The sequence below is a fragment of the Lichenibacterium ramalinae genome (genome assembly GCF_004137085.1).
GTDB classification, from domain to species: domain Bacteria; phylum Pseudomonadota; class Alphaproteobacteria; order Rhizobiales; family Beijerinckiaceae; genus Lichenihabitans; species Lichenihabitans ramalinae.
In genome coordinates this window covers 180,691-207,449 of record NZ_QYBC01000007.1, presented here as the reverse complement: position 1 = coordinate 207,449, position 26,759 = coordinate 180,691, and the positions used below count along the sequence as shown (strand labels likewise).

General features: G+C 71.3%; 22 protein-coding genes. 5 read left to right on the top strand and 17 right to left on the bottom strand.

What is annotated here, in order from left to right:
- Positions 1 to 8: 8 nt before the first annotated feature.
- Positions 9 to 1,244 carry a serine hydrolase domain-containing protein gene (locus D3272_RS10360; protein WP_129219082.1) on the top strand — a complete coding sequence of 412 codons (1,236 nt, stop codon included), beginning with the start codon at positions 9 to 11 and terminating at the stop codon, positions 1,242 to 1,244.
- An 88-nt stretch (positions 1,245 to 1,332) separates the two neighbouring features.
- Here the strand turns inward: D3272_RS10360 and D3272_RS10355 are convergent, their stop codons facing one another.
- A complete protein-coding gene (locus D3272_RS10355; protein ID WP_129219081.1) occupies positions 1,333 to 2,526 on the bottom strand; it encodes an MFS transporter in 1,194 nt (397 codons plus the stop codon).
- 137 nt (positions 2,527 to 2,663) lie between these two features.
- On the opposite strand from D3272_RS10355, the gene D3272_RS10350 reads away from it, so the two are divergent.
- Positions 2,664 to 3,662, top strand: coding sequence for an AraC family transcriptional regulator (locus D3272_RS10350; protein ID WP_207210183.1), 999 nt, complete (start codon positions 2,664 to 2,666; stop codon positions 3,660 to 3,662).
- Here D3272_RS10350 and D3272_RS10345 read toward each other — a convergent pair.
- The 3 genes from D3272_RS10345 to D3272_RS10335 form a co-directional block, all read right to left on the bottom strand.
- A complete protein-coding gene (locus D3272_RS10345; protein WP_129219079.1) occupies positions 3,622 to 5,049 on the bottom strand; it encodes an MFS transporter in 1,428 nt (475 codons plus the stop codon). The genes D3272_RS10350 and D3272_RS10345 overlap by 41 nt on opposite strands.
- A gap of 109 nt (positions 5,050 to 5,158) precedes the next feature.
- Positions 5,159 to 6,688, bottom strand: a complete 1,530-nt coding sequence (locus D3272_RS10340; protein WP_129219078.1) for an aldehyde dehydrogenase — start codon at positions 6,686 to 6,688, stop codon at positions 5,159 to 5,161.
- A gap of 50 nt (positions 6,689 to 6,738) precedes the next feature.
- A complete protein-coding gene (locus tag D3272_RS10335; protein ID WP_129219077.1) occupies positions 6,739 to 7,395 on the bottom strand; it encodes a GntR family transcriptional regulator in 657 nt (218 codons plus the stop codon).
- Positions 7,396 to 7,514: 119 nt separating this feature from the next.
- On the opposite strand from D3272_RS10335, the gene D3272_RS10330 reads away from it, so the two are divergent.
- Entirely contained in the window at positions 7,515 to 8,294 is a 780-nt protein-coding gene (locus D3272_RS10330; RefSeq protein WP_129219076.1) for an alpha/beta fold hydrolase, read from the top strand.
- Between the two features lie 15 nt (positions 8,295 to 8,309).
- Here the strand turns inward: D3272_RS10330 and D3272_RS10325 are convergent, their stop codons facing one another.
- Together D3272_RS10325 and D3272_RS10320 are read right to left on the bottom strand one after the other, a co-directional pair.
- Positions 8,310 to 8,813, bottom strand: coding sequence for a MarR family winged helix-turn-helix transcriptional regulator (locus tag D3272_RS10325; protein WP_129219075.1), 504 nt, complete (start codon positions 8,811 to 8,813; stop codon positions 8,310 to 8,312).
- A 578-nt stretch (positions 8,814 to 9,391) separates the two neighbouring features.
- Positions 9,392 to 9,673: a hypothetical protein gene (locus D3272_RS10320; RefSeq protein WP_129219074.1), complete on the bottom strand. Its 282-nt coding sequence runs from the start codon at positions 9,671 to 9,673 to the stop codon at positions 9,392 to 9,394.
- A 19-nt stretch (positions 9,674 to 9,692) separates the two neighbouring features.
- On the opposite strand from D3272_RS10320, the gene D3272_RS27265 reads away from it, so the two are divergent.
- Positions 9,693 to 11,762, top strand: a complete 2,070-nt coding sequence (locus tag D3272_RS27265; protein ID WP_165361300.1) for a beta strand repeat-containing protein — start codon at positions 9,693 to 9,695, stop codon at positions 11,760 to 11,762.
- A gap of 156 nt (positions 11,763 to 11,918) precedes the next feature.
- On the opposite strand, the gene D3272_RS10310 is transcribed toward D3272_RS27265, so the two are convergent.
- From D3272_RS10310 to D3272_RS10265, 10 genes are all read right to left on the bottom strand, one after another.
- A complete protein-coding gene (locus D3272_RS10310) occupies positions 11,919 to 14,189 on the bottom strand; it encodes a xanthine dehydrogenase family protein molybdopterin-binding subunit (RefSeq protein ID WP_428977979.1) in 2,271 nt (756 codons plus the stop codon).
- 2 nt (positions 14,190 to 14,191) lie between these two features.
- Positions 14,192 to 15,214 (bottom strand): FAD binding domain-containing protein, encoded by a 1,023-nt coding sequence (locus D3272_RS10305; RefSeq protein WP_129219073.1) that lies wholly within the window; start codon positions 15,212 to 15,214, stop codon positions 14,192 to 14,194.
- A 4-nt stretch (positions 15,215 to 15,218) separates the two neighbouring features.
- Entirely contained in the window at positions 15,219 to 15,881 is a 663-nt protein-coding gene (locus D3272_RS10300; protein ID WP_129219072.1) for a (2Fe-2S)-binding protein, read from the bottom strand.
- 203 nt (positions 15,882 to 16,084) lie between these two features.
- Positions 16,085 to 16,960, bottom strand: a complete 876-nt coding sequence (locus D3272_RS10295; RefSeq protein ID WP_129219071.1) for an SMP-30/gluconolactonase/LRE family protein — start codon at positions 16,958 to 16,960, stop codon at positions 16,085 to 16,087.
- 41 nt (positions 16,961 to 17,001) lie between these two features.
- Positions 17,002 to 17,934, bottom strand: coding sequence for a 3,5-dioxohexanoate:acetyl-CoA acetone transferase (gene kce, locus D3272_RS10290; protein ID WP_129219070.1), 933 nt, complete (start codon positions 17,932 to 17,934; stop codon positions 17,002 to 17,004).
- A gap of 11 nt (positions 17,935 to 17,945) precedes the next feature.
- Positions 17,946 to 18,890, bottom strand: coding sequence for a 3-hydroxyacyl-CoA dehydrogenase (locus D3272_RS10285; protein WP_129219069.1), 945 nt, complete (start codon positions 18,888 to 18,890; stop codon positions 17,946 to 17,948).
- Between the two features lie 24 nt (positions 18,891 to 18,914).
- Positions 18,915 to 19,691: an SDR family oxidoreductase gene (locus tag D3272_RS10280; RefSeq protein ID WP_129219068.1), complete on the bottom strand. Its 777-nt coding sequence runs from the start codon at positions 19,689 to 19,691 to the stop codon at positions 18,915 to 18,917.
- 77 nt (positions 19,692 to 19,768) lie between these two features.
- Positions 19,769 to 21,823 (bottom strand): ABC transporter permease, encoded by a 2,055-nt coding sequence (locus D3272_RS10275; protein WP_129219067.1) that lies wholly within the window; start codon positions 21,821 to 21,823, stop codon positions 19,769 to 19,771.
- Entirely contained in the window at positions 21,820 to 23,394 is a 1,575-nt protein-coding gene (locus D3272_RS10270) for a sugar ABC transporter ATP-binding protein (protein ID WP_245496481.1), read from the bottom strand. Before D3272_RS10270 ends, D3272_RS10275 begins: the two co-directional genes overlap by 4 nt.
- 71 nt (positions 23,395 to 23,465) lie before the next feature.
- The gene (locus D3272_RS10265) at positions 23,466 to 24,605 is read right to left on the bottom strand and encodes a sugar ABC transporter substrate-binding protein (RefSeq protein WP_129219066.1); all 1,140 of its coding nucleotides are present in this window, start codon (positions 24,603 to 24,605) and stop codon (positions 23,466 to 23,468) included.
- Positions 24,606 to 24,786: 181 nt separating this feature from the next.
- Here D3272_RS10265 and D3272_RS10260 point away from each other — a divergent pair, with 181 nt between their 5' ends.
- Positions 24,787 to 25,512, top strand: a complete 726-nt coding sequence (locus D3272_RS10260) for a GntR family transcriptional regulator (protein WP_129219065.1) — start codon at positions 24,787 to 24,789, stop codon at positions 25,510 to 25,512.
- A 126-nt stretch (positions 25,513 to 25,638) separates the two neighbouring features.
- On the opposite strand, the gene D3272_RS10255 is transcribed toward D3272_RS10260, so the two are convergent.
- Positions 25,639 to 26,739 carry an alcohol dehydrogenase catalytic domain-containing protein gene (locus D3272_RS10255; protein WP_245496480.1) on the bottom strand — a complete coding sequence of 367 codons (1,101 nt, stop codon included), beginning with the start codon at positions 26,737 to 26,739 and terminating at the stop codon, positions 25,639 to 25,641.
- Positions 26,740 to 26,759 lie beyond the last annotated feature (20 nt).

Here is a 26,759-nt window from a genome sequence, read left to right as displayed (position 1 = left end):
GGTGAGCCATGACGATCGCCATCGGGGACGCGGGGAGCGTCGGCGTGGATGCGGGGCGCCTCGGCCGGATCGACGCCCTCATGCAGGGCTACGTCGACCGCGGCATCTATGCCGGCATCGTCACGATGGTGGCGCGGCGCGGCACCGTGGTGCAGGCCGGCACCTACGGATGGAGCGACCGCGAGGCGGGGACGCCGATGGCGGCCGACACGATCTTCCGCCTGTACTCGATGACGAAACCGGTCGTCTGCACGGCCTTGATGACGCTGGTCGAAGAGGGCCGGCTCACCCTGGTCGACCCCGTGGCGAAGCACATCCCCGCCTTCGCGGGTGTGAAGGTGCGCTCGGACGACGGCAGCCTCGTCGACCCGGCCCGGCCCATGACGGTCGGCGACCTGATGGCCCACACCAGCGGCCTCACCTACCACTTCCTCGGCGACTCGCCCGTCTCCAAGATGTACGACGACGCCCTCATCCTGCGCGCCGACGTGCCCCTGGCGGAGGCCATCGACGACCTCGCGCGCTTTCCGCTCGCCGCCCACCCCGGCTCGCGCTGGATCTACAGCCTCGGGATCGACGTCGCGGCGCGCCTGGTCGAGGTCGTGGCCGGCAAGCCGCTCGGCGAGGTGCTGGGCGAGCGCCTGTTCGAACCGCTGGGCATGGCCGACACGGGATTCGGCGTGGCACAGGGCGGGCGCGGCCGGCTCGCCGCCATGTACGGCCGCCCGGACCTCCTCCGCCCCGGCGTCACCTCGCCCGACGCCCTCGCCGCCTGGGCGCGTGGCGAGGACCAAAGGGTCGACGTGTCCGGCACCTACCCGGTCGACCGGCCGGAGGCGTTCCAGCGCGGCGGCCACGGCCTGTTCGGCACGGCCGGCGACTATTTCCGTTTCGCCCAGATGCTGTGCAACGGCGGGACCTACGAAGGGCGGCGGATCATCGGGCGCAAGACGCTGGAGCTGATGCACGCGAACCGCATCCCGGCCGCGCTGCTGCCGCTGGAGATCGGCGGTCTTCCGCTCCCGGGCTACGGCTTCGGGCTTGGCTCCCGGGTGCTGCTCGACGTCGCCGCCAGTGCCGCGCCGGGTTCGGCCGGCGAGTTCGGCTGGGCCGGCGCGGCCAAGACGCACTTCTGGGTGGATCCGAAGGAGGAGGTCGTCGCCCTCTTCATGGCGCAGTCCCTGATGAGCTTCGACCTGCCCGAGCTCGCCATGCGGGCTGCCGTGTATCAGGCGCTGGACTGACGCCGGGGCGACCGACGGGCGGCGTCGCGCCGAAGCCCGCGTCCGGCCTGTGCCGGTCGCCGCGGCGCCGGTTCGACGGCTCGCGGCTCTACCGCGATGCCGTCCTGGGAACCGTCACGAGGATCACCGCCGTCGTGACCAGCATCAGCGCTCCGCCCGTGGCGAAGACACCGGCGACGCCGGCCAGCGCGTAGATTACACCGCCGCCGGCCGCCCCGAAGGTGATGGCCAGCTGCACGGCAGCCACGATCAGGCCACCGCCGCTCTCGGCCTCGTCCGGCACCGCACGCGCCAGCCAGGTCGACCAGGCCACCGGGATCGTGCCGAAGGCGAGGCCCCAGAGCGCCACGAGCGACGCCTCGAGCGGCAGGCCGGCGTGCAGCCCCGCCAGCCCGAGCCCGGCGGCCGCGATGAGCAGCGGCATGAGGGCGAGCGTCAGATATAAGCTGCGCTCGAGCAGCACGCCGGCCAGCAGGGTTCCGGCGAAATTGGCGAGGCCGAAACCCATCAGCGTCAGCGCGATCCCGTCGACCCCGGCCCCGCCGACGCCTTCGAGGAACGGCCTCACATAGGTGAACAGGCCGAAATGCCCGCTGAACACCAGGACGACGCAGACCATGCCGAGGCCGATCCCCGGCCGACGCAGCACGTCCACCAGGGTCGAGAGCCGGGCGGTGCCGAGGTTGGCGAGGCGGGGCAGCGTTGCCGCCTGCAGGACGAGCGAGAGCGCGCCGATGCCGGCCGCCAGCACGAAGACGACGCGCCAGCCGTACAGCCCATCGAGCCAGCTCCCGAGCGGCACCGCCACGATGGTGGCGACCGAGACGCCGCTGAACACCAGGGACAGCGCGCGCGGGACCAGGGCGGGCGGGACGAGCCGCATCGCGACCGCCGTCGCCATGCTCCAGAACCCGCCGAGCGCGACGCCGAGCAGCACCCGGGCCAGCAGCAGGAGGGGAAGGTTGGGCGCCGCGGCGACGAGCAGGTCGGAGATGACGAGCAGGCTCGAAAAGCCCATCAGCACCACCCGACGGTCCAGGCCGCGGGTGGTGACGGCGGCCAGGAGGCCGGCGAAGAACGCCACCACGGCGGTGGTGGTGACGGCCTGGCCGGCGAGCGCTTGGGAGATGTCGAGCGCCTTCGCGATCGGCGTCAGCAGGCTGGCGGGCAGGAACTCCGCCGTGACCAGCCCGAAGACGCCCAGCGCCAGGGACCAGACGGCCGGCCACGACGCCCGCTGCTCGACAGCCGGGGGCCATGCCGTTTCGGCGACTTCACTCATCGGTCTTCCCTTTCCGCAGTCCGTTGCCGGCAGGCTACACAGGGGGACCCAGACGATCTATGATAGATCGTCCGCAGTTTTTGACCGAAGGTCCGGCAATGGCGCTGTTTGAGTCACAGGTCCCGCCTCCGGACCTGATGAGCGAGCTTCTCCTCGACATGCGCCTCCGGGGCGTCCGGCACCGGCGCATCGAGATCACGCCCCCCTTCGGCCTCGGCTTCGGCACGGAGCCGGGACGGGCGCATTTCCACTTCGTGGCCGCCGGCACCGTCGTGCTGCGGGACGCCGCGGGCGAGGTCCACGACCTTCCGGCCGGCACCGCGGTCCTCCTGCCGAGCGGCGGCGCCCATCAGGTGCTGTCGGCCGAGGACCTGTCCACACGCGACATCGGCAGCTTCGCGTCCGTGCCGGTCTGCGACGGCCTCTGCGACGTTTCGGCCTGCGCCGGGGACCGGGGCTGTCCCGACAATGCCATCGTCTTCAGCAGCTGCATGCAGTTCGAGTTGGGCGCCATGCAGGGCCTGATCCGCCTCATGCCGTCCGTCATGCTGGTCGGCACCCTCCCCGACCGCCACCCCGAGATCCTGGCGATCTTGAAAGCCATGGAGAGCGAGGTCTGCGGACGTCGGGTCGGCTTCGCCGGCATCCTGGCCAGGCTCGCCGATGTCGTCGCCGCCATCATCGTCCGCAGTTGGGTCGAGTGCGGCTGCAACGGTGCATCGGGCGTCGTCGACGCCCTGCGCGACCCTCGGCTCGCCCGGGCGATCGCGGCGCTCCACCGCGATCCGGGGCGGGCGTGGACGGTGGCGGCGCTGGCGACCGAGGCCGGCTGCTCGCGCTCGGTCTTCGCGGAACGCTTCCAAACGCTGACCGGGACGCCGCCGCTGCGCTACGTCGCCGAACTTCGCATGCGCCTCGCCGCGCAGTGGATCGCCCAGGACCGGATGGCGATCGACACGGTCGCGGGCTCTCTCGGCTATGCGTCCCAGGCGGCGTTCAGCCGCGCGTTCAAGCGCGTGACCGGCCACCCGCCGGGAGCGGCCCGGCTCCCGTCCGGGCGGGCCACGGCGGACGGGCTCGAAAGCGCGGCGTCGTTCAGCCGACCGGCTTCCCGCGCCGCGTCGAGCCCGACGTGACGGGCCCCAGCCCATCGACGCCGCCGAGCGATGCGGCGGCGGCCGAGGACAGATCCGTGCTCAGCGTTTCGAGGCGCCGATTGCGGGTTTCGATGCCGAAGGCGAAGACGACGAGGCTCTGGAGCACGAGGAGCCCGATCATCAGGTCGAGCACGCCCGCGACCCCGTAGGTGCCGAACAGCCACACCACAATGAAGGGCGTCACCACGGTGGCGCCGCGACCGAGCGTATTGCACAGCCCCGACGCCCGCAGGCGGACCTCCGTCGGGAACAGCTCGGGGATGTAGATGCCGAACAGCAGCGCCACCAGCACGTAGATGGGGATCGTCAGGGCGAAGCCCACCAGGGTCAGCAGGACCGGGTCCGACACGGCCGGGTAGACGAGCGCGAGCGCGGCGGCGAGGAGCGAGGCGCCGATGATGGTCGGCTTGCGGCCCCAGCGATCGGCCGTCAGGGCGCCGATGCCGGACCCCACGGGGGCGCCGAGCCCCATCAGCAGGGCGAAGCCGGAAGACTGCGCGATGCTGAGCCCCTGCTTGACGAAGAAGGTCGGCAACCAGGCGACGAAGCCGTACAGCACCGTGTTGATGACCACCAGGCACAGGCAGCCGACCAGCAGGCGCGACAGCAGCGGCGGGGTGAAGAGGGCGCCGAGGCTCACCGGCGGAGCCGCGGGCGGGACGGGCGCCGGCACGCTGAGAGGCCCGGTCGTCGCCTCGGCTTCGCGCTCGATGGCGGACAGCAGCGCCTCGGCCTCGCCGTCCCGGCCGACGCTTTCGAGCCAGCGGGGCGACTCGGGCAGGCTCTTGCGCGCATACCAGACCAGGAGCCCGCCGAGCCCGCCGATGATGAACATGGCGCGCCAGCCGAAGGCCGGGATGACAAGCCAGCCGACCAGCGAGGCGATGGGGAGCCCCGTGACGACGAAGACCGCCATCACGCCCAGCCAGCGACCGCGCGAGCGGGCCGGGACGAACTCGGTCAGGGTCGAGTAGCCCACGACGTTCTCGGCCCCGAGCCCGATGCCGATCACGAAGCGCAGCGCGATCAGCACTTCCATGTTGGGGGCGAAGGCCGCGGCCAGCGACGCCAGGCCGAAGACGAGGAGGTTGGCCTGGTAGGTGAAGCGCCGCCCGTAGCGGTCGCCCAGGAAGCCGGTCAGGAACGAGCCGACCATCATGCCGACGAAGGTGGCCGACACGAACAGGGCGTTCTGCCCCATGGTGGAGAACCCGCCCTTCAGCGTCGCGCCCAGCACCGTGCCGGCCGTGTAGATGTCGAAGCCGTCGAAGAACATCCCGACGCCGATGAGCCAGATGATCCGATAATGGAACCGGCCGATGGGCAGCCGGTCCAGGCGGCCGCCCGCATTCACCGCGTCCGTCATGGTGTTGTCCTCCCTCGTGAGATGTGCGGAGGGCCCGTCTTGGCGCGGGCCGTCCCTCCGATCGGGCATGCCGGGCGGCGCGGGAGCAGATCCCCGCGCCGTCGGATCCTCAGTTGAGGCGGCCCTGCCCCGCCGTGTCGCGGTACCAGTCGAAGTCGCGCCGGTCGGCGGTGCCGAGCATGACGCTCTTGACCTCGAAGTGGTCGTCGAAGCTCTCGGTGCCGAACTCCCGGCCGATGCCGCTGTCGCCGACACCGCCCCACGGCGAGGCCGGGTCGAGGCGATGGTGGTCGTTGATCCACACGATGCCGGCCTTGACGGCCCCGGCGACGCGATGGGCCCGGGCGACGTCGCGCGTCCGCACCGCGGCGGCGAGGCCGAAGGGCGAGTCGTTGGCGAGCCGCAGGGCTTCCTCCTCGGTCTCGAACCGCGTCACCGAGGTGAAGGGCCCGAAGACCTCCTCCTGGAAGATCCGCATCTTCGCCGACACGTCGGCGAAGACGGTGGGCTCGACGAAATAGCCGCCCTCGTGGCCCGGCACGGTCGCGGCGACGCCGCCCGCCACCAGCCGCGCGCCCTCGCCATTGCCGTATCCCGCGTAGCTGAGCACGCGGTCGCGCTGCTTGGCCGAGATGACGGGCCCGAGCTGCGTGGCGGGGTCGAAGGGGTCGCCGATGCGGATCGACTTGGCCTTGCGGGCGAGCTTCTCGACGAACTCGTCGTAGACCGAGGCCTGGACGATGTGGCGGCTGGCGCAGACGCAGGTCTGGCCGGCCCCGATGAAGGCCCCGAAGGCCGCGTAGTTGACGGCCTGGTCGACGTCGAAGTCGTCGAAGACCATCACGGGCGTCTTGCCGCCGAGTTCCATGGTCTGATGGGCGAAGACGCGCGCCGCCGCCGCGCCCGCGATGCGGCCCGCCTCGGTGCCGCCGGTCAGCACGAGCTTGTTGATGTCCGGGTGCTCGGCCAGGTGCTTGCCGGTGGTGGGCCCCAGCCCCAGCACCACGTTGAACACGCCCTTCGGCAGGCCCGCCTCGGTGAAGATCTCGGCGAGCTTCAACGTGGTCAGGGGCGTGTATTCGGACGGCTTCACCACCGTGGTGCAGCCGGACGCCAGCACGGCCGCCAGCGACTTGCACATGATCATCAGCGGGTGGTTGAACGGCGTGCAGTTCGCCACGACGCCGATGGGCTTGCGCAGCGTGTAGTTCAGGTAGGGCCCCTCGACCGGGATCACGCTGTCGCGGCGCGCGAGGGCGAGGCCCGCGAAGTAGCGGAAGAAGTCGGGCAGGCGTGCGAGCTGGGCCCGCGTCTCGTTGACGGGCCGGCCGTTGTTGAGAGTCTCGAGGCGGTAGAGGGTGTCGAGGTTGGCCTCGAAGGCGTCGGCCAGGCGGTTCACCAGGCGGGCGCGGGCCCGGATGTCGAGCCCGCCCCACGCGCGGCCCTCGAAGGCGGCGCGCGCGCTCTTCATGGCACGGTCCACGTCGGCCGGGCCGCTGTTCGGGATCCGGGCGATGACGACGCCGGTGGCGGGGTTGCGGACGTCGATCATCTCGCCCGTCCCGGCTTCGATCTCGACGCCGTCCACGAAGTTGCCGTGCTCCTCGACCCGTCCGGTCGCCTTGTCGAGCGCGTTCATGCTGTCCTCCCTGGTCTTGCTGGTCCGGTCGCGCCGCGGCGCCGATGCCGTCAGTCCACGATGGCGGCGCGCGACAGCGCCGCCAGGATCCGTTTTTCCGCCTTGGCGATGTGCTCCCGCACCAGGCGGGCGGCCGTGCGGGCGTCCCGCGCCTGCACGGCATCGATGATGGCGGCGTGTTCGGCGATGAGCTGGGCCGGGTCGCGGCCGCGGATGCCGGTGAGGCTCGCCCGGGTCAGCCGATCCGACTGTTCGATCAGTTCACGCGCGGCGCGGGCCATGCGCCGGTTGCCGCTCGCCGCCGCGAGCGCGGCATGGAAGTCCCGGTTGTAGGCGATGAAGCCGTCGTGCTCGCCATCGTCCGAAACGCTCCGGAAGGCGTCGAGCCCGGCCAGCACCGGATCGCTCGCGGCCTCGCAGGCTTCCGTGGCGCAGGCCGGCTCCAGCGCCTGGCGGAACCGCAGCAGGTCGCGGGCATCCGACACCGACACGGCGTTCACCCGGTAGCCCTGGCGCGGCAGCACCGTGACGAGCCGTTCCTGTTCGAGGCGCAGCAGGGCTTCCCGCACGGGTTGGCGGCTGACTTCGAAGCGGGCCGCGAGTTCGGCTTCCCGCATGTCCTCCCCCGGCGCGAGCCTGCAGAGCAGGATCTCGGACCTGATGGCGGCATAGACATTGTCGCGGAGCGAGGCGGGCTTGTCGTTCATGATGCCTGAGAATGACACCGCTGAAATATCACGTCAAGTCCATCACCGCGGTTCGGCCTCGACATCGCGGCCCGTGTCGGCGATGCTGAGGCCCCGTTCCAGTCTATCAGGAGAGCGCGATGGACGAGATTTTCGCCAAAGGCACCGTCTCCGTGTCGATCACCGGCGCAGGGCCGCCGCTGTGGCTGTTCCATTCCCTCCTGGCGGACCGCGACAGCTTCGCCGCCGTCCGCGCCCCCCTCGCCGAACGCTTCGCCGTCCACCTGCCGGAACTGCCCGGCTTCGGCGCATCCCCTCCGGTGCCGGGTGGCCTCGCCGCCGTCGCGGACCGCATGGCCGAGGCGGTGCGGGACCGCGGCGGGGAGGCGCCGACCGTGCTGGGCAACGGCTACGGCGGGTTCGTCGCGTTGCAGATGGCCATCCGGCACCCCGGCCTCCTGCGCCGACTCGTGCTGGCCGACTGCGGCGCCTGTTTTTCGGAGCCGGGGCGCCAGGCGTTCCGGGCGATGGGGGCGGGCGTCACGGCGGGCGGGACGGCGAAGATCGCCGACGTCGCCATGCGTCGCCTCTTCGCGCCGGACTTCCAGGAGGCCCATCCCGACCTGATGGCGGAGCGCCGCGCCGCCTTCCTTCGCACCGACCCTGCCGTGCTGGTGGCGGCCTGCCAGGCTTTGGCGGACCTCGACCTCAGGGGCGAGGTGCCGCAGGTCCGCGTCCCGACCCTGGTGCTGGTCGGCGAGCGGGACGAGGCCACGCCGCCGCCCATGTCCCGCGAACTCGCCGCCCTTCTGCCCGACGCCCGTCTCGTCGTCCTCGACGGCTGCGCGCATGTTCCGCAACTGCAGGACCCGGATCGGTTCCTGGAGGCGGTCGGCGACTTCCTGGACGGGCGCCGCTGATCGCGGGACGGCGCCTCAGACCTCCGCGTCGGCGGCGGCCGGAGCCGCGGGACGCGCCAGGCGATGCTGCATCTCGTGCAGCAGCTCGGCGGCGGCCTCGATGCCCCCGGGCGACATGCCGGCCGCGAGCGCTTCGGCCCATCGTCCCTGCCGCTCGCTTGCGGCCTCGTAGGCCGCTTCGCCCCGCTCCGTCGGGGTGACCAGCATGGCGCGGCGATGGTGGGGATTGGGTACGAGGCGGACGAGGCCGTCCTCGCGCATCTCGTCCACGGAGCGCTGCACGGCCTGCCGGGTCAGGCCCATGTTGCGGGCGATATGCGCCACCGGCAGGGGAACCGGGGAGAGCGCCATGGCCCCGAGCACCTGCCAGCGGGCGCTGGTCAGCCCGAGATCCGCCACCAGGCCGTCCCCGGCCGCGAGAAGCGCGCCGTTGAGGCGGAACACCTCGAGGACGAGGCGCGTCACGGCACGGCGCAGCGGGTCCTCGGGCTGGGCGAGGGTGGGATCGAGGCGGGGCATGGGCTCCCCCTACGGGCACATCATCGACCCGTCAACATGACAGGCCGCTGTCGAGACGGCCGGCGACGTGGCCAGGACCAGGCCCATCCCGGCGGACTGAGGCCGACGCGCCGGGAGCCATCGATCCCGGACGCCGCCGCACCGGCGATCACGAAAACGTGATCGAAAGTCACATCAGCGCCTGCCGGGCCGGCTCTTCGCCGCGAGTCCTTTCACGCCATGACACGACGTCCGCCAGAGTGTCCGGCGATGAACTCGGCCGCCGTGCTCCACCTTGAACCGCCATCAATGCCACCGGGAAACGGCGTCCCCGGCTCGGCCTGATCGACCGGAAAGGCCCGTTTCACCCCTGACATTCATGCGGCTCAATCGCCGACGGGTCTCCGCCGCCGTGACAATGGCCCGGCCAGGACAGGCCCTCGGCTAAGCCGTTCAGAGCTAGAGCTTTTCCTTGTCATGCTCGTGGTGTTTGCCGCGCTCGCTGTCGAGCAGTATCGCGACGGCTGTCATCGCATGAAATACCGCTATATTCCTGACATTCAACATGCTTCGAAATGAAACTTACTATCATTTTTACCTTATACCAGCGCTTCAAAGCAGCTGACGTCTTCTGTTACGGGCACATCACCGCATTGATTGCTGTAATCGGAGTAGCAGATGAGTCTCTTGAACACGCCGTCCGTTGTCAGCCCGACGACGATCAACAATGTTCCGATCGTTGGATCGACGGCCCAGAGCATCGACCTGTCGGCGGGCGGCGTCGTCGCCAACACCGGCGTCGATCTCGACGGCGTCGCGATCTCCGGCTCGTCGGCCGGCACGCCGTCGTCCGTTACCAACTCGGGCACGATCTCGGCCACGGCGGGGACCGGTATCGGTGTGGCGCTCGACATCGGAGCGTTGTCCAACAGCGGCACGATCGCGTCGGCGGGCGTCGGCGCGACGATCGGCACCGGCACGGCCGACAACGCCGCCGGAGGCACGATCACCGGCGCGCTCGACGGCCTCGATGCCACAGGGTCGACCGTCGTGAACAACCTCGACACCATCTCGGGGACGTCGGGCACCGGCGTCGACCAGGTTGCCGGCACCCTCACCAACGGCGCCGGTGCGGTGATCCAGGGCGCGACCGATGGCGTCGATGCCACCGGGACCACGACCGTCTCCAATGCCGGCACCATCCTGGGGTCCGCGGCCAGCGGCGTCGTCATGGGCAGCGGTTCGCTCACCAACGCGGCCGGCGGCACGATCACGGGCGCGACCAACGGCGTGCTCGACACCGCCACCGGCACGCTCACCAACGCCGGCACGATCTCCGCCTCGGGCCCGAACGGGATCGGCGTCAACCTGCTCGGCGGCGGTATCGTCATCGACTCGGGCGTCATCAGCGGCACGGATGCGAGCGGCAACCCGGGCGGTGTCGCCGTGAACCTCGGTGGTGCGGGTAACAGCAGGTTGGTGCTCGATCCAGGCGCGGCCCTCACCGGGATCGCGCAGGCGGCCGGCACCAACAACATCCTGGAATTCGCCGCCGGAACGGGCTCGACGGCGGTCCAGGACATCGGGACCACCATCACGGGTTTCGACAACATCCTCGTCGACGCGGGTGCGGCCGCCGACGTCCTCGGCGCCATCACGGCACCCGGAACCGTGTCGCTCGGCAGCGGGGCGTCCCTCAAGATCGGGGGTCCGGTCAGCGCGGGTGTGACGATCGACCTGTCCGGGACCGGCACGACGTTGACCTTGGGCGATCCAACCGGCTTCGCCGGCACCATCGCCAATCTCGGGCTCGACGACACCCTGGATCTGACGGGCCTCGGCGCCGGCACGACGGTGAGTCTGGCGTCCGGCTCCGGCTTGAAGCTGACCACGGCCTCCGGCATCACCTCCATCCTGCCGATCTCCGTGCCCATTGGAGCGTCGCTGGCCTTGACGCCCGACGGCCTCGGCGTGGTGGTCGGCGGACTGGGCACCAGCACCAGTGTCACGACCGGCACGGGCGGCACCGGCACGGGCGGCACCGGCACGGGCGGCACCGGCACGGGCGGCACCGGCACGGGCGGCACCGGCACGGGCGGCACCGGCACGGGCAGCACCTCCACATCCGCCGGGACCACGACGGTCACGACGGACCCCAACGGCGACACCACGGTGGTGAGGACCACGCCGCTCGGCGCCACCTCGACCATCGCCCTGCCGGCGGGCAGCAGCATCGCCTATGGCACGGGAGCGGCGCAGGGCGACGTGATCGCGATCGATCCCGCGGCGACCTACAACCGGGGCGGCACGTTCACCGTCACGGGTCACGTGTCGAGCCTGTCGGGCGTGGGCAGCGTCGCGATCTCGGCCATCGTCGACGGTGGCGAGCGGGTCACGCTGGGGACGGCGGATGTGGCGGCCGACGGAAGCTTCGCGTTCCGCGACAAGGTGGGGCCCCACCTCCAGGGCTTCATCACGGCGACGGAGACCGACGGGGTCGGCGCCACGACGTCGGTCCAGACGCCCTACTCCCTCCAGGCCGGGATCAAGGGTGCCGGCTTCGTGGCCCAGCAGGTGCTGTTCAACCCGGACGGCAGCGAGGCCATCGGCCTGACGAACCTCCACCGCGACGGCTCCAGCACCGTCAAGGTCGGCGACGGCGGCCAAACGTTCCAGACCGACTTCTTCACCACCTTCCTGAACGGGTCCGCGCCCGACAACACCTTCGTGTTCAACCAGGGACACGGGTTGAGCGTCGTCGACGGGTTCCGGGCCAACGGCACCGACCACGACACCATCAGCCTCCCGTCCGCCGATTTCGCGAACGTCGCGGACGTGCTGCGCAACACCCACAACACGGCGGGCGGGGCCGCCATCACCGATCCCGTCTCGGGCGACACCATCCGCATCGCCGGGGTCAGCAAGGCGGAACTGAAGGCCAACCCGGGGGACTTCAAGTTCCACGCCTGAGGGCGGCCGGGGGAGGTCGGAACCCGCCCTCCCCCCGCCGTCGAGGACCGGGTCGAGCTCCGGGGCGTCGCACCCGAAGTCGATCCAACCCCCGTTCCCGCCCTGCAGGCCCGGCCCCGGTCGGGCCTGTCGCGTGCCGCGAGGGGCGGGTCGTCGTCAGGCCCCCGTGACCAGCGTGTCGATCCGGAGCGGGAGGTCGCGCAGCCGCTGGCCCGTGGCGTGGTACACGGCGTTGGCGATGGCGGCCGACGTGCCGACGATGCCGATCTCGCCGATCCCCTTGATGCCGAGCGGGTTCACCAGCGTGTCCTCCTCCGGCACCATGATGACCTCCACGTCGACGACGTCGGCGTTCACCGGGACGAGGTAGTCGGCGAGGTTCGCGTTGACGTAGCGCGCGGCGCGCGGATCGATCTCGGTCTCCTCGTGCAGCGCCGAACCGATGCCCCAGATCATGCCGCCCATGTACTGGCTCCGCGCCGTGCGGGTGTTCATGATGCGGCCGGACGCGAAGGCGCCGACGATGCGGGGCACGCGGATCTCGCGTGTCAGGGCATGCACCCGCACTTCGACGAACTGCGCCCCGAAGGCGAACTGGATGCGGTCCTGGAGCTTGGCGCCGCCCGTCGGCTGGGCCTTGCCCTGGTAGAGGAGGCCCAGCGCGCCCTTGGGCGCGCCGTGCGGCGCCCATTCGGCATATTCCTGCACCGAGCCCATGCCGCGCTCCTTCAACGCCGCCACGACGTCGGTCGGCGGCGCGCCGCCCTCGGCGAGGCGCGCCCTGATGGCGTCGCAGGCCTGGGCCACGACCGAACACACGCTCGCCGTCGAGATCGACCCGCCGGCCACCGGCGCCGGCGGCAGGTCCGTGTCGCCGAGCAGCACCGACACCTGGCCGACCGGGAGCCCGAGCCGCTCGGCGGCCGTCTGCGCCAGCACCGTGTAGAGCCCGTTGCCGATCTCGTGCCCGGCCGTTTCGACCCGGGCCGTCCCGTCCGGGAACAGCGAGACCCGCGCCGCGGCCGCGGCCATCTGGGTCGGATAGGCGGAGGTGGCGCAGCCCCAACCGACCAGCCAGTCCCCGTCGCGCATGGAGCCGGGCCGCGCGTCGCGCTTCGACCAGCCGAAGGCCTCGGCCGCCCGGTCGAAACAGGGCATGAGGTTGCGGCTCGTGTAGGGCAGCCCCTTGATGGGCTCCCGCGCCGTGTCGTTGACGCGCCGCAGCTCGACCGGGTCCATGGCGAGCGCCACCGCGAGCTCGTCCATGGCGCTCTCGAGCGCGAAGAAGTAGGGCGTCTCGGCCGGCGCCCGCATGAAGCCCGGCGTCGAGCGATCCGCCCGTACGATGGCGACGTTGCTGGCGATGTTGGGACAGGCATACATGCGCGTCGAGGCATCCGTGCCGGCGACCGCGTAGGGGTCGGGGCGGGACGTCACCTCGAAGCCGTCGTGGCTGAGCGCCTGGAGCTTGCCGTCGCGCGTCGCGCCGAGCCGGACGCGGTGTTTCGTCTCGGCCCGGAAGGTGGCGACCGTGAACCCCTGCTCGCGGGTCGGCACGAGCTTGACGGGGCGGCCGAGCTTGCGGGCCGCCACCGCCACGATGGCGGTCCGCTGCGTCAGCCCGCCCTTGGACCCGAAGGCGCCGCCCACGAAGGGGCTGAGCACCCGGATCTGGCTGGGGGCGATGCCGAGCTGCGCGGCGAGGCCGGCCCGGATGCCGTAGACGTTCTGGCTCGGCTCGTGGACGGTGAGCTGGGCGCCGTTCCAGGAGCATTGGGTGGCGAAGAGTTCGATCGGGTTGTGGTGCTGGGCCGGCGTGGCATAGGCGGCATCGACCGTCACGGGAGCCGCCGCATAGGCGGCGGCGAAGTCGCCGACCTTGGGATCGTCGTGCCGCTTGTTCTGCGTGGCCAGCTCCTGGTCGACCGCGCCCGGCGAACCGAAGGTGGCGGAGGGCGGCTCCACGGCATAGTCGACCACGACGCGGTGCGCGGCGTCGCGCGCCACCTCGTAGCTGTCGGCGAGGACGACCGCGATCGTCTGGCCGGCATAGGCGATCTCGGGAGAGCCGAGCGGCACAACGCTGTTCGACGCCGGGCCGCCCTCCGTGAAGAACTTCACGGGACGGATGGCGTCCCCGATGGTGTCGTGCGTCAGGATGTCGAGCACGCCCGGCAGGGCCCGGGCTTCCCGCAGGTCGAAGGACCGGATGCGGCCCTTGGCGATCGCGCTGGTGACGAGATAGGCGTAGGCGACGTCCGGCAGGGCGACATCGGCGGCATAGACGGCGCTTCCCGTCACCTTGGCGCGCGCATCGTAGCGGGGCACGGGCTGTCCCATGCCGGGCGGGAGGGCCGGCGCGGTGGCGGGGAGCCCGGCGGGGATCGTGGCGAGAGTCTTGGCGGGGGTCGTGGTGGCGTCGGCCATGGTCAGCCCTCCAGCGTCGCGGCTTGCAGCAGGGCGCGGGCCACGGTGTTGCGACCGAGCGCGACCTTGTAGGCGTTGTGCTGGCGCGGCTGGGCCCCGGCGAAGGCGATGCGGCCCGCCTCGGCGGCGGTTTCCGGGGTGACGGGCCGGCCGACGAGCGAGGCTTCCGCATCCCGCGCCCGCCAGGGCGTCGTGGCGACGCCGCCGAGCGCGATCCGGGCCTGCCGCACGACACCGTCCTGCAGGTCGAGGGCGACGGCCGCCGATGCCAGCGCGAACTCGTAGGACTGGCGGTCTCGGATCTTCAGGTACAGCGAACGCCGGGTCCAGGGCGCGGCCGGCACCAGCAACGCGGTGATGAGGTCCCCGGGGGCCAGGGTGGTCTCGCGGTCGGGCGTCGACCCGGGCGGCCGGTGCAGGGACGCGAAGGGGATGGTGCGGGGGCCCGTCGCCCCGGCGATCTCCACCGAAGCGTCGAGCGCCATGAGGGCCTGGGCGAAGTCGCCCGGATAGGTGGCGATGCAGTCGGCGCTGGTGCCCAGCACGGCATGCTGGCGATTGACGCCGCCCTGCGCGGCGCAGCCCGAGCCGGGGCTGCGCTTGTTGCAGGCGGTCCACGCCGTGTCGCGGAAATAGTTGCAGCGCGTCCGCTGCAGGACGTTGCCGCCGAGCGTCGCCATGTTGCGCAGTTGCGCGCTGGCGGCGAGCGTCAGGCTCTGCGCCAGCACGGGATAGGACCGGACGATCTCGGGATGGTCGGCCGCCGCCGACATCTTGGCGAGGGCGCCGAGCCTCAGCCCCCGGTCGCTCACCGCGATGGCGCCCTCGCGGCGTTCGAGCGGCGTGATGTCGACCAGGCGGCCGGGCTGCATCACGTCGAGCTTCATCAGGTCGAGCAGCGTGGTGCCGCCGGCGAGATATTCGGCCGGCAGGCGTCCCTGGATGCGGGCCGCGTCCTTCGGAAGCGCCAGGGCGGCTGGTGCGCCGTCGGCCGAGGCCGCGCGGTCGTAGAGGAAGGGGCGCATTGGCTCAGCCCTCCATCCGGGTCTTCGCCTGGCGCACGGCCGCGACGATGTTGGGATAGGCGGCACAGCGGCACAGGTTGCCGCTCATGTATTCGCGGATGGCGTCGTCGTTGTCGGCGTGGCCCTCCTTCACGCAGCCGATGGCCGACATGATCTGCCCCGGCGTGCAATAGCCGCACTGGAAGGCGTCATGGTCGACGAAGGCCTGCTGCATGGGATGGAGCGGGGCATCGGCACGGGCCAGGCCCTCGATCGTGGTGACCTCCCGCCCCTGCACGGCGACGGCGAGCGTCAGGCAGGCCAGCGTCCTCCGGCCGTCGACGTGCACCGTGCAGGCGCCGCACTGGCCGTGGTCGCAGCCCTTCTTGGACCCGGTGAGGCCGATGTGCTCGCGCAACGCGTCGAGCAGCGTGGTGCGCACGTCGAGGCCCAGCCGGTGGGGGCTGCCGTTGATCGACAGCCGCATGTCGACGGGGGCCTGCAGATCGGGGGGCGACAGGTTCGGCGCGGCTGCCAGCAGGGCGACCTCCGCCGCCGCGGCGCCGCCCATGAGCGGCAGGGCCGCCGTGGAGGCCATGAGCGGCAGGGCCGCCGTGGAGGCGGTGGCGCCGAGGAACCGCCTTCGACTGACGGAGGCCGGACCGTCGTCGCCGTGGTGGTTCGCCATGACTGCCTCCGCGGGCTGCATCGCGGCGACCCGGCGGACCGCGATCCGCCGCGGGCCGGCGCCGGTCGCCGTCTTTCGCGGCCAGCCTAGCCCACATTGGAGCGTTTCCAAGGCGGGGCGGCGCGCTCCGTCGACATGCCCGTCGAGGGACGGGGCTTCGGGGCGGGCCGGGACGCCGGCCCGCGGCCTCGAGGGTCCGGCGGTCAGCCCGCGAAGCGCATCTCCGGCAGGCCCCTGACGCCGAGATCGTGGATGGCGAAGAGGCTGCCGCGCAGCGGACCGTCGTCGGGAAAGCGCGGCAACGGCGGCTTGGCCATGGACGTCACGTAGAGCACGTCGAGGTCGGGACCGCCGAACATCACGCTGGTCACTTTCTTGACCGGCATCGCGATGATGCGGTCGACCGTGCCGTCCGGCGCGTAGCGCACCAGGCGGCCATCGTAGACCAGCGCGTTCCAGAGGAAGCCCTCGGCGTCGACCGTCGCGCCGTCGGCGGCGCCGCCGCGCGAACGGTCCACCCTGGCGAAGGTCCGGCGGTTCGACACGGCGCCGGTCCCGACATCGTAGTCGTAGGCCCAGATCTCGCCCGACCAGGTGTCGGCGAAGTAGAAGGTCGCGCCGTCCGGGCTCCAGCAGGGCCCGTTGGAGCAGATGATGTTCCGGTCGAGCGTATGGACGCTGAGGTCGGGGTCGACCCGGTAGAGCGCCCCGCTCGGCCCCTCCTCCATCGTGTCCATGGAGCCCGCCACGAAGCGGCCCTGGCGGTCGACCTTGCCGTCGTTGAGCCGGTTCTGCGGCAGGCCCGGCTCGGGGTCGTAGAGAGGCGCGACGACGCCGGTCTTGAAGTCGAGCGTGTGGAACCCGCGCTGCAGCGACACGATGGCGCCGCCGTCCCGCCTCAGGCACATCGAGCCGATCTTCTGCGGCACGTCCCAGGCGCGGACCTCGCGCCCGTCCGCCGTGGCGCGGAAGACGCGGCCGTCGAAACTGTCGATCCAGTAGAGCCGCTGTTCCTCGACGTCCCACAGGGGACCCTCGCCCAAGGTCGTCTTGACGTCGACCAGCACTTCGATGCGCATGCGCCCCTCCCCTCCCCTGCCCTGCCCTGCCTCGGATGTCGTCAGAACCCGACCTCGGCGCCGCCCTTGAGGCCCAGCATGGCGCGCGCCTCGTCGGGGGTCGCGATCGCGAGGCCGAGCCCTTCCAGGATGCCGCGCACGCGCGTCACCTGCTGGGCGTTGCTCGTCGCGTAGCGGCCCGGGCCGATCCACAGGCTGTCCTCCAGCCCGACCCGGACGTTGGCCCCCATGGCGGCCGCCATGGTGGCGACCGGCATCTGGTTCCGGCCGGCGCCGAGCACCGACCAGCGGTAGCTGTCGCCGAACAGCCGATCCGCCGTGCGGCGCATGTGCATGACCTCGTCGGGATGCGCGCCGATGCCGCCCTGCAGCCCGAAGACCGTCTGGATGAACAGCGGTGCCGTCACGAGGCCGCGGTCGACGAAGTATTTCAGGTTGTGGAGATGCGCCGTGTCGTAGCACTCGAACTCGAACCGGGTGCCGTTCTTGGAACAGGCGTCGAGGATGTATTCGATCTGCCCGAAGGTGTTGCGGAAGACGATGTCCTTGTTGGACAGGTAGCCGCGCTCCCACTCGTGCTTCAGGCTGTCGCCGAAGCGGCCCAGCATGCCGAACAGGCCGAAGTTCATCGAGCCGAGGTTGAGGGAGGCGAGTTCCGGCTTGAAGGTTTCGGCCGGGCGCACCCGCTCCTCGACCGTCATGGTGGGGGCGCCGCCCGTCGTGATGTTGATGACGGCGTCGCTGCGGGCCTTGATGCGGGGCAGGAAGGCGGCGAAACCCTCCGGCGACTGGTCGGGCGCGCCGGTCTCGGGGTTGCGGGCGTGGAGATGCACGATGGCGGCCCCGGCCTCGGCGGCCCCGACGGCGGCCTCGACGATCTCGTCGGCCGTGACCGGGAGGTGCGGCGACATCGACGGCGTGTGGATGGCGCCCGTCACGGCGCAGGAGATGATGACCTTCTTGGCGTCTGCCATGGTGCCTGTCCTCACTGTCCGATGTCGGTGGCGGCCCGGCGCTTGTGGGCGAGCAGCGCCATGAGGCGGCGGTCGCGCCAGCGCTGGCGTTCGTCGAGGGCGTCGCGCGGCAGCTGCCCGGCCCGCTCGGCCTCCACCGCATCCATCACCGGCCCGGTCCAGTCGACCCGCCGCTGCACCGAAGGGAAGATCGCCTCGTAGATGCCCTGGTAGCGGGCCGCGTAGTCGCGCACGCCGCCCGGCGCGTTGAGGTCGATGGTTTCGAACGGCCCCATGAAGGACCAGCGCAGCGCCAGGCCGTCACGCAGGCCGATGTCGACGTCCTCGACGCCCGCCACCCCGTCGGCGACGAGGCGGAAGGCTTCCTCCAGCAGCGCCCCCTGCAGGCGGTTCATGATGAAACCCTCGATCTCGCGCTTCATCACGAGGGGCGCCTGCCCGCAGCCGCGCATGAAGTCGGCGGCGCGCGCCACGGTCTCGGGCGCGGTCCAGGGCGAGGGGCAGACCTCGACGGCGGGGACGAGATAGGGCGGGTTGATGGGGTGGCACACGAGGCAGCGGGCCCGGCCGGGGACGTGTTCGACGAAGCGCGACGGCAGCAGCGCGGAGGTCGAACTCGCCAGCACGGCGCCGGGCGGCGCGAGGGCGTCGAGGTCCTGGAAGACCTGGCGCTTCACCTCGACCCGCTCGGGCGTGTTCTCCTGAACGTGGTCCACCTCGGCAAGGGCCTCGGCGAGCTCGGCCGTGGGCCGCAGGCGCGCCAGGACGGCGCCGGGCTCCTGGCCGCCGAGGAGGCCCTCGGCGGCCAGGTTCGGCAGCACGGTCGCGATGTAGTCGAGCGCCGCGGGCAGCGCCGCGGGATCGGCGTCCCACAGCGCCACCTCGTGCCCCGCCCGGGCGAAGCTGATGGCCCAGGCCCGCCCGACGAACCCCGAACCCACGATGGCGGTCTTCATGCGCTTCTCCCTGTTCACGGCGCTTCAGAGCGACTCGACGTTGCCGTCGACCCCGAGCGACTGGCCCGACAGGTTGCGCCCCGCGGGCGAAACCAGGAAGACCACCATGGCGGCGACATCCTCGGGGTCGGTCATGCGGCGCAGCGAGATGCGCTCGAGATACTGTTGCTCCATGGCGTCGTACGGCACGCCGACCTGTGCGGCGCGGTCGCGGATCACGCCCTCCATCCGGGGTCCCCGGATGATGCCGGGCAGGATGGCGTTGACGCGGATGTTGGCGGGCCCGAGTTCCTTGGCGAGGCTCTGGGTGAAGCCGATCACGCCCCATTTCGCCGCCGCATAGGGGGTGCGGAACGCGTAGCCGAAGCGCCCGGCCGAGGACGACATGTTGACGATGGCGCCCCCGCCCGCGGCCTTGATGAGCGGCACGGCGCGACGGGCGCAGAGGAACTGGCCGGTGAGGTCGATGTCCAGGCAACGGCGCCAGTCGGCGACCGAGATGTCCTCGACGGCGCCGGTCGGCCCCGCGATGCCGGCGTTGTTGACCAGGACGTCGAGCCCGCCGAGCCGCGCCTCGACCTCGCCGAACAACCGGTCCACAGCGGCCTCGTCCGAGACGTCGGCGATCGTGGTGCCGACCTCCGGCAGGGCGGCCCGGCACTGCGCCAGGGCAGCCTCGGCGACGTCGCAGACATGCACGGTCGCGCCGGCCGCGGCCAGCGCCGCCGTTATGGCGCCGCCGATCCCCGCCGCGCCCGCCGTCACCAGAACCCTCAATCCTTCCGCTGGCCTCGCCGTCATGGGTCGCGTCCTCGTGGTTTCGATCGGGTCGATGCGGCCGCCCCGGGGTGGGGCTGCCGGCGGTGGGGGCCGGAGCGTCAATCGCGCAGGGCCAGAACGGCGCCGAGCACGACGAGGCCGAAGACGATGTCGCGCACGGCATGGGGCAGCATGGTGCCGGACAGCAGCGTCGAGAGCGCCGTCAACAGCAGCACGCCGCCCAGCATGCCGAGGTAGTGGCCGCGTCCGCCCGTGATGAGGCTGCCCCCCACCACCACGGCGGCGATGGAGGGCAGCAGGTATTCGTCGCCCATGCCGAGGCTCGCCTGGCCGCTGAAGCTCGCCAGCAGGATGCCGACCAGCGCGGCGCAGAACCCCGACAGCGCATAGGCGCCCATCAGCGTCGCCCCGACCCCGACGCCGCTGAAGCGAGCCGCCAGCGGGCTGTTTCCGACCGCGTAGACGCGGCGACCGAACAGGGTGCTGCCCAGCAGCAACGTGGCGACCGCGGCGAAGGCCCCCACCACCACCACCACCGGCGTCAGGCCGCCGATGTGGCCGGTCATGATCCATCGCATCCCCGGCGAGGCGAAGCCGTCCGGCGTGCCGCCGCTGTAGACCAGGGCGGCGCCCTGCAGGATGCCGTTCATGGCCAGCGTCATGACGATCGGCGGCAGGCCGAAGAGCACGATGCCGAGGCCGTTGAGCGCACCGACCGCCGTGCCCAGCGCCAGCCCCAGGGGCACGGCCCAGAGCGCGGCGGCGTCGGAGCCGCGCACCGATCCCGCCACCACGATCCCGACAAGCGTGATGACCCAGGGCAATGACAGGTCGAGCCCGCCGGTGAGGATCACGGTGCCCTGCCCCAGGGCCAGGATGGCCAGGAACGACGACAGCACCACGAGCGCGTTGAAGAACCCCGGGTTGGTCAGCGTGTTGCCGAACAGGGCCTGGGTGGCGAGCAGGACGAGCGCGAGGCCGGCATAGGCGGGCAGCACGTAGGCCAGCGTCTTCCGGTTCCGGGCGACCCAGCCCGGCGGCGCGGCTTCGGATGTCCGGCGCGGTGCGTCGGGCAGGCGCGGGCGCGCGGGCGGGGAGCGGTGGCGCGCCGCCGACGTGCCGGTGCGGCGAGCCTCGAGGGCGAGGAGGGCGAGCCGGACATGGGCGGCCAGCGGCGAGCGGCGCCCGGCCGAGCCGCCCAGCACCGCCAGGATCAGCAGGGCGCCCTCGGCCACCGAACTGTAGAAGGCCGGTACGTTCAGCACGAGCAGGACGTTGACGGCGATCATCAGCGTATAGGCGCCGATGATGGAGCCCATGGCACCGCCCCGCCCGCCGCCCAGCGCGGTGCCGCCCAACGCCACGGCGGCGAAGATCTCGAGCAGCATGGCGCGGCCCACGAGCGGGTCCGCCGAGCCCGTCTGGGCCGACACGAAGGCGCCGGCGGCGCCGTAGAACAGGCCCGCCATCACGTAGGCGCGGAGCTTCGCCCATCGCGTCGCCACGCCCGCCGCGAAGGCGGCGTCCTCGTCGCTGCCGACCGCGTAGAGCGAGACCCCGAAGCGCGTGTTGCGCGCCAGCCACCACACCAGCGCCGCCGCCGCCACCACCACGACGGGCGCCGGGAGCCATCCCGGCACGGCGTCGCCGGTCAGCGCCGCCACGAATTCCGGCGCGATGGCCCCGCCCGGCTTGTCGGCGACCAGCAGCGTGATGCCCTGCACGATGAACATCGTGGCCAGCGTCACCACGATGGGCTGCATGCGCAGATAGGCCACGAGGACGCCGTTGACGGCGCCGACCGCGCCCCCGATGCCCAGGGCAACGAGGCCGAACAGGAGTTGCGAGCCGGCACTCGTGCCCATTCCGGCACCGAGCACGACGTTGACCAGCGACACGACGGCACCGGCCGACAGGTCGAAGCCGCCGGTCAGGACAACGAAGGTCTGCCCCACCGCGGCCAGCGCCAACGCGGCCCCGCCCGAGGCGATGAAGGAGACCTGGAAATAGGTGAAGCTGCCCGACAGGAGGTTGACGCCGCAGAACAGCACCAGGAACACCGCCAGGGCGACGAGGGCGCCGCGGTGGCGCGCGAGGGCGGAGCCCCAGGCCTTGCGACGGTGCAGCGCCGGGCGCGGCAGGACGGCGCTCATGCGACCCTCCGGCCGCCGGCGGGCCGGACCGCGCCGCCGAGCGCGGCGCGCATGACGCGCTCCTCGTCGAGCGCGGTCCCGTCGATCTCGTCGACCACCGCGCCGCCGTACATGACGAGGACGCGGTCGGCGAGGTTCACGAGCTCGGTGATCTCGGTCGAGTAGAACAGTACGGCACCGCCGGCGGCGGCGAAGTCCCGCATCAGGACGTAGAGCTGGTGCTTGGTGCCGACGTCGATTCCCCGGGTGGGGTCGAACATCAACAGCACGCGCCCGCCGGTCAGCAGCCATTTGGCGATGGCGATCTTCTGCTGATTGCCGCCGCTGAAGGCCCCGGCGTCGGTGTAGAGTGCTCGCGGGTCGATCTCGACGCTATCGAGCACGCGCGCCACGGCGACCCCCTCGGCCCTGCGGTCGATGAGCCCCGCGCGCGAGAAGCGGCCGAGGATCGGCAGGGACACGTTGAAGCGCCCGTCGCGCTTGAGGAAGAGCCCCTCGGTCTTGCGCTCCTCCGGCACAAGCGAGATGCCGATGTTGGGGCGGATCGCATCGGCCGGCGAGGCCAGCGTCACGGGTTCGCCATCCACCCGCAGCGTCCCGCCCGTGAGCGCGGCAAGGCCGAAGCAGGCGTGGAACAGGTCCTGCTGTCCCATGCCCTGCAGGCCCGCCACCCCCAGGATCTCGCCGGGCCAGAGCGCGAAGCTCGCGTCGGCGAGGCGGCCGGCGGTGGCGAGGCCCTCGCCGCTGAGCACCGGCATCGCGCCCGGAGCGGGCGGGCGACGCGGCGGGCGGGGTGGGAAAGTCGCGTCGAGCGAGCGACCGATGATCATGCGGACCAGCGCGTCGTCGCTGATGTCGGCGACCTCCGCCGTACCCACGTCCTTGCCGTTGCGCAACACGGTCAGCCGGTCGCAGAAGCGGCGCACCTCCACCATGCGGTGCGAGATGAAGATGGTGGTGACACCTCCGGCCTTGAGGCCCGCGACGAGACCTTCCAGCCAGTCGATGTCGGCCCCGGCGAGGGCCGAGGTCGGCTCGTCGAGCAACAGGATGCGGGGCTGGCGGAAGACCGCCCGGGCGATCTCGATCTTCTGGCGCTGCGGCAGGTCGAGCAGGCCGATTTCGGCCCGGGGGTCGATGTCGCCGAGCCCCAGCCGTTCCAGGTGCTCGGCGACGCGCGCCAGCGCGTGGCGGCGGCGCAGCAGCCCGCCGGCATTCACCGGGGCTTCCGGCAACAGCATGTTTTCGGCGACGGTGAGGTCGCGCACGAGGCTGATCTCCTGGAAGGCGGTCTGTACGCCCAGGGCATGGGCGTCCTTCGGGCGCGCCAGCTGCACGGGTTCGCCGAAGATCCGGATGGAGCCGAGGCTCGGCCGGACGAGGCCCGACAGCAGCTTGACGGTGGTGGACTTGCCCGCGCCGTTCTCGCCCAGGAGCGCGTGGACCTCGCCCGACCGCACGCTGAGCGAGGCCCCTCCGAGGGCGAGCGTGGCCCCATAGGCCTTGACGACCGTTTCGAGGCGCAGAGCCTCCGGGTTGAGGGACACGGGTGCGGACATGGGCGCGGACATGGGCGCGGTTCCCCGGGAACGGGAAGCGGGAGCGGGGGCCGGGCACGACCCCGCGCGGGCGGGGCCGGGCGTCAGCGGAGCTTTTCGGGCTCGGCCGAGAGGGCGGCCTTCAGGCCGACCTCGGGTGTCCCGGCGGAGAAGATCGACGCGAACCAGCCGGGGTTCGACACGACCGCGGGCTGGAACACGTTGCAGCCCTCCGACATCTCCTGCCAGGTCCCGGTCTTGCAGAGCTTGACGGTGTCGTTGGTCACGATGGGTAGCGGCAGCACGGTCTTCAGCGGCACGTCCTTGCCCGACAGCTTGTCCACCACGAGCCGCAGCGCATAGGCGCCCGAATAGGGCGGCGAGGCGTAGGAGATGCGCGGCGCCGCCATCGGCTTGTAGGCGCCGTTCGCGCCCTCGACGGGTGTACCCTTCGGCAGCATCTGGACGCGACCGCCGTTCGAGCCCTCGCCCGCGCAGGGCTTCAGCTTGTCTTCGGCGATGCCCGACTCGAGCTGCATCTGGTCGGCGGTGAAGCAGCCGACCTGCATCCAGAGCCCGTCGATCCTGTCCCAGCTCTGGGTCGCCAGGATCTTCGACAATTCGGTGCGGGCGACGGCCTGGCTCCACATGCCGGGGGCCTCCGCCACGATCTTGATGCCGGGGCTCTTGGCGAAGACCTCCTTGGCGGCCTTGGTGCGCAGCGTGTCGACCGAGGTGCCGGGCACGCCCGTGACGGCCACGATATTGCCCTTGCCGCCCAGCACCTTCACGAGCCACTCGGCCGTGACGCGACCGGCCTCCTCCTGGTCCATGGAAACATTGTAGGCGCAGGGTTCGGTGATCTGCGCGTCGTAGGCGATGACCATGACACCCTTGCTGCAGGCGTTCTTGACGACCTGGTTCAGGGCCGTCGGCGAGATCGGGTAGACCAGAATGGCCTTGGCGCCGGCCTGCACCATGGCGTTGATCTGCTGGATCTGCTTCTGGGCGTTGGCGCCGGCGACCTGAACGTCGAGGTCGATGCGGCTGGCGACATCGGGGCTCGCCGCCATCGCCTTGATCATGTTGGTGGCTTCGGCCTGCCAGTCGTTGCCGATGTAGCTCATGCTCAGGAAGACCTTCGCCTTGTCCTTCGCCGGCTCCTGTGCATGGCCGAGGCCGGCGGCACCGGCGATGAATGGCAGGCTGGCGAGCGCCGCCCCTGCAAGCGTGCTGGTCTTCATGTGGTCCCTCCCGTGCGCCCCGTCTTTGCGGGACCCGTGTCGATCGCCCGGCAGGCTGCGCGGCGTCGACATTCGATTTTTGATCAAAGATTATAGATCGAGGCCACCCACAACCGATTTCACGGGCTCGGCTTCGGCTGTAAGACGGACCGGGATCGGGTTTGGACGGCGAGGGGCACGCATGACGGTGGTACGGCTGCAGCAGGGCCTGCCTTTCTCGCCCGTGTCCCGGGCGACCATCCAGGACCACGTCTACGGCAAGCTGCGCGAGTCGATCCTCAACGGCGCCATCGAGCCGGGCCGGACCGTGACGGTCCAGAGCCTGTCGGAAGCCTTCGGCTGCAGCGCCATGCCGGTCCGCGAAGCCATGCATCGCCTCGTCGCCGAGAAGGCCCTGACGGTAGTGGCGGGGCGCTCGGTCGGCATCCCCCACCTGACGCCAGATCGGCTCGAAGACCTACGGCGGGTCCGGGCCGAGGTGGAAGGGATGGCGGCGGCCTGGGCCGCGTCGAGCCTGCCCGATGAGGCGCTCGGTCATCTCGACGCCCTGATCGCCGAGATGGACGGCGCCAAGGCCGAGCGCGACCGGGCCCGCTACGTTCCGGCCAATCGCGACTTCCACTTCACGATCTACCGGGCCGCCGGAAGCGAAACGTTGCTCGCCATCATCGAATCGCTCTGGCTGCAGATCGGGCCCTACTTCAACATCCTCAATGCGACGGAGAACTGGAGTTCGGCCAACCTCGAACACAAGGCGATGCGCTCCGCCCTTGCCCGCCGCGACGGCGCGGCCGTCCGGGCGGCGCTCGTGGCCGACATCGACGGGGCCGCGGAAGCGCTCGGCCTCGTCCTCACCCGGCCCGATCCCATCGCCGCCACGTCCCGGCGCTCGAAGCGCCTGCCGTAGAGCAGCATCGACTGCCTTGGGGGCGCCTCGTCGGTCCCAAGTCGATGGCATCGTTCTCGATGCGAGAGCTGGAGCGAAGTCGCCGAGGGCGAAAGCGCTCCAGCCGATAAGCTCCTGCGTGACCCGTCAGGCGGCGGGCTGCAGCAGCACTTTGATCGATTCGGGCGAGTTCGCGATGCCGATGGCCCGGTCCCAGTCCGGCAGGGCGAAGCTGTGGGTGACGATGCCGGCGGAGGTCACGAGCTTGCGCTGCAGCAGGTCGATGGCGATCGGGTAGCAGTAGGGGCCGAGGTGGGAGCCGCGGACGTCGAGCTCCTTGCGGTCGCCGATGATCGACCAGTCCACCGACGTCTCCTTGCCGAACACCGAGAACTCGACGAACCGGCCGAGCTTGCGGATCATGTCGAGGCCCTGCACGACGCCCACCGGCGCGCCCGTGGTCTCGATGTAGACGTCGCAGCCGTAGCCCTCCGTCAGGGCGCGGACGACGGCCGGCGCGTCCTGCGTCGTCGGATTGATCGTGACGTCGGCCCCGAACCGCCGCGCGAGGGCGAGACGCTCCTCGATCGGGTCGACGACGACCAGCTTCTTCGGCGTCTTGAGGCGCGCCACCTGCGTCATCATGAGCCCGAGCGGCCCCGCGCCCGCGATCACCACCACGTCGTCGAGCTGCACGTCGCCGCGGTTGACGGTGTGGATCGCGCAGGCGAGCGGCTCGATGATGGCGGCGTCCTCGAGCGGGATCTCGTCGGGGATGCGGTGCACCAGCGCGCGGGTCGACAGGCGCATGTAGTCGGACATGCCGCCGTCGGCGACCTGCCGCTGGAAGCCGTAGATGTCGTGCACCTCGCACATCCAGTATTTGCCGCTTCTGCAGTAGCGGCAGTCCCAGCACGGCACGATCTGCTCGGCGATGACCCGGTCGCCGATCTTGAACTTGCCGGCGTGGCCGGCGGCGCCCTCGCCGACCTCGTCGACGACGCCGAAGAACTCGTGACCCGGGATGACGGGCGGCTTGACCCAGGAGGGCTTGCCCTCGCCGCCCCAGAACATCTTGGCGCCCGACCAGCACTTGCAGTCGCTGGCGCAGATGCCGCAGGCCTGGACCTTGATGACCAGTTCGCCCGGCCCGGCGCTCGGCCGCTCGACCTGTTCGACGCGGTAGTCCTCGGGGCCGTGACAGACGATCGCCGTCATCAGGCGGTTGCTTCCGGTCATGGTGCTCATGGTTGTCGTCCTTTCACGCA

Coding starts and splice junctions, on each gene's coding strand:
- D3272_RS10360 (WP_129219082.1), top strand. CDS start 9: ATGACGATCGCCATCGGGGACGCGGGGAGCGTCGGCGTGGATGCGGGG.
- D3272_RS10355 (WP_129219081.1), bottom strand. CDS start 2,526: ATGAGTGAAGTCGCCGAAACGGCATGGCCCCCGGCTGTCGAGCAGCGG.
- D3272_RS10350 (WP_207210183.1), top strand. CDS start 2,664: ATGAGCGAGCTTCTCCTCGACATGCGCCTCCGGGGCGTCCGGCACCGG.
- D3272_RS10345 (WP_129219079.1), bottom strand. CDS start 5,049: ATGACGGACGCGGTGAATGCGGGCGGCCGCCTGGACCGGCTGCCCATC.
- D3272_RS10340 (WP_129219078.1), bottom strand. CDS start 6,688: ATGAACGCGCTCGACAAGGCGACCGGACGGGTCGAGGAGCACGGCAAC.
- D3272_RS10335 (WP_129219077.1), bottom strand. CDS start 7,395: ATGAACGACAAGCCCGCCTCGCTCCGCGACAATGTCTATGCCGCCATC.
- D3272_RS10330 (WP_129219076.1), top strand. CDS start 7,515: ATGGACGAGATTTTCGCCAAAGGCACCGTCTCCGTGTCGATCACCGGC.
- D3272_RS10325 (WP_129219075.1), bottom strand. CDS start 8,813: ATGCCCCGCCTCGATCCCACCCTCGCCCAGCCCGAGGACCCGCTGCGC.
- D3272_RS10310 (WP_428977979.1), bottom strand. CDS start 14,189: ATGGCCGACGCCACCACGACCCCCGCCAAGACTCTCGCCACGATCCCC.
- D3272_RS10305 (WP_129219073.1), bottom strand. CDS start 15,214: ATGCGCCCCTTCCTCTACGACCGCGCGGCCTCGGCCGACGGCGCACCA.
- D3272_RS10300 (WP_129219072.1), bottom strand. CDS start 15,881: ATGGCGAACCACCACGGCGACGACGGTCCGGCCTCCGTCAGTCGAAGG.
- D3272_RS10295 (WP_129219071.1), bottom strand. CDS start 16,960: ATGCGCATCGAAGTGCTGGTCGACGTCAAGACGACCTTGGGCGAGGGT.
- kce (WP_129219070.1), bottom strand. CDS start 17,934: ATGGCAGACGCCAAGAAGGTCATCATCTCCTGCGCCGTGACGGGCGCC.
- D3272_RS10285 (WP_129219069.1), bottom strand. CDS start 18,890: ATGAAGACCGCCATCGTGGGTTCGGGGTTCGTCGGGCGGGCCTGGGCC.
- D3272_RS10280 (WP_129219068.1), bottom strand. CDS start 19,691: ATGACGGCGAGGCCAGCGGAAGGATTGAGGGTTCTGGTGACGGCGGGC.
- D3272_RS10275 (WP_129219067.1), bottom strand. CDS start 21,823: ATGAGCGCCGTCCTGCCGCGCCCGGCGCTGCACCGTCGCAAGGCCTGG.
- D3272_RS10270 (WP_245496481.1), bottom strand. CDS start 23,394: ATGTCCGCGCCCATGTCCGCACCCGTGTCCCTCAACCCGGAGGCTCTG.
- D3272_RS10265 (WP_129219066.1), bottom strand. CDS start 24,605: ATGAAGACCAGCACGCTTGCAGGGGCGGCGCTCGCCAGCCTGCCATTC.
- D3272_RS10260 (WP_129219065.1), top strand. CDS start 24,787: ATGACGGTGGTACGGCTGCAGCAGGGCCTGCCTTTCTCGCCCGTGTCC.
- D3272_RS10255 (WP_245496480.1), bottom strand. CDS start 26,739: ATGAGCACCATGACCGGAAGCAACCGCCTGATGACGGCGATCGTCTGT.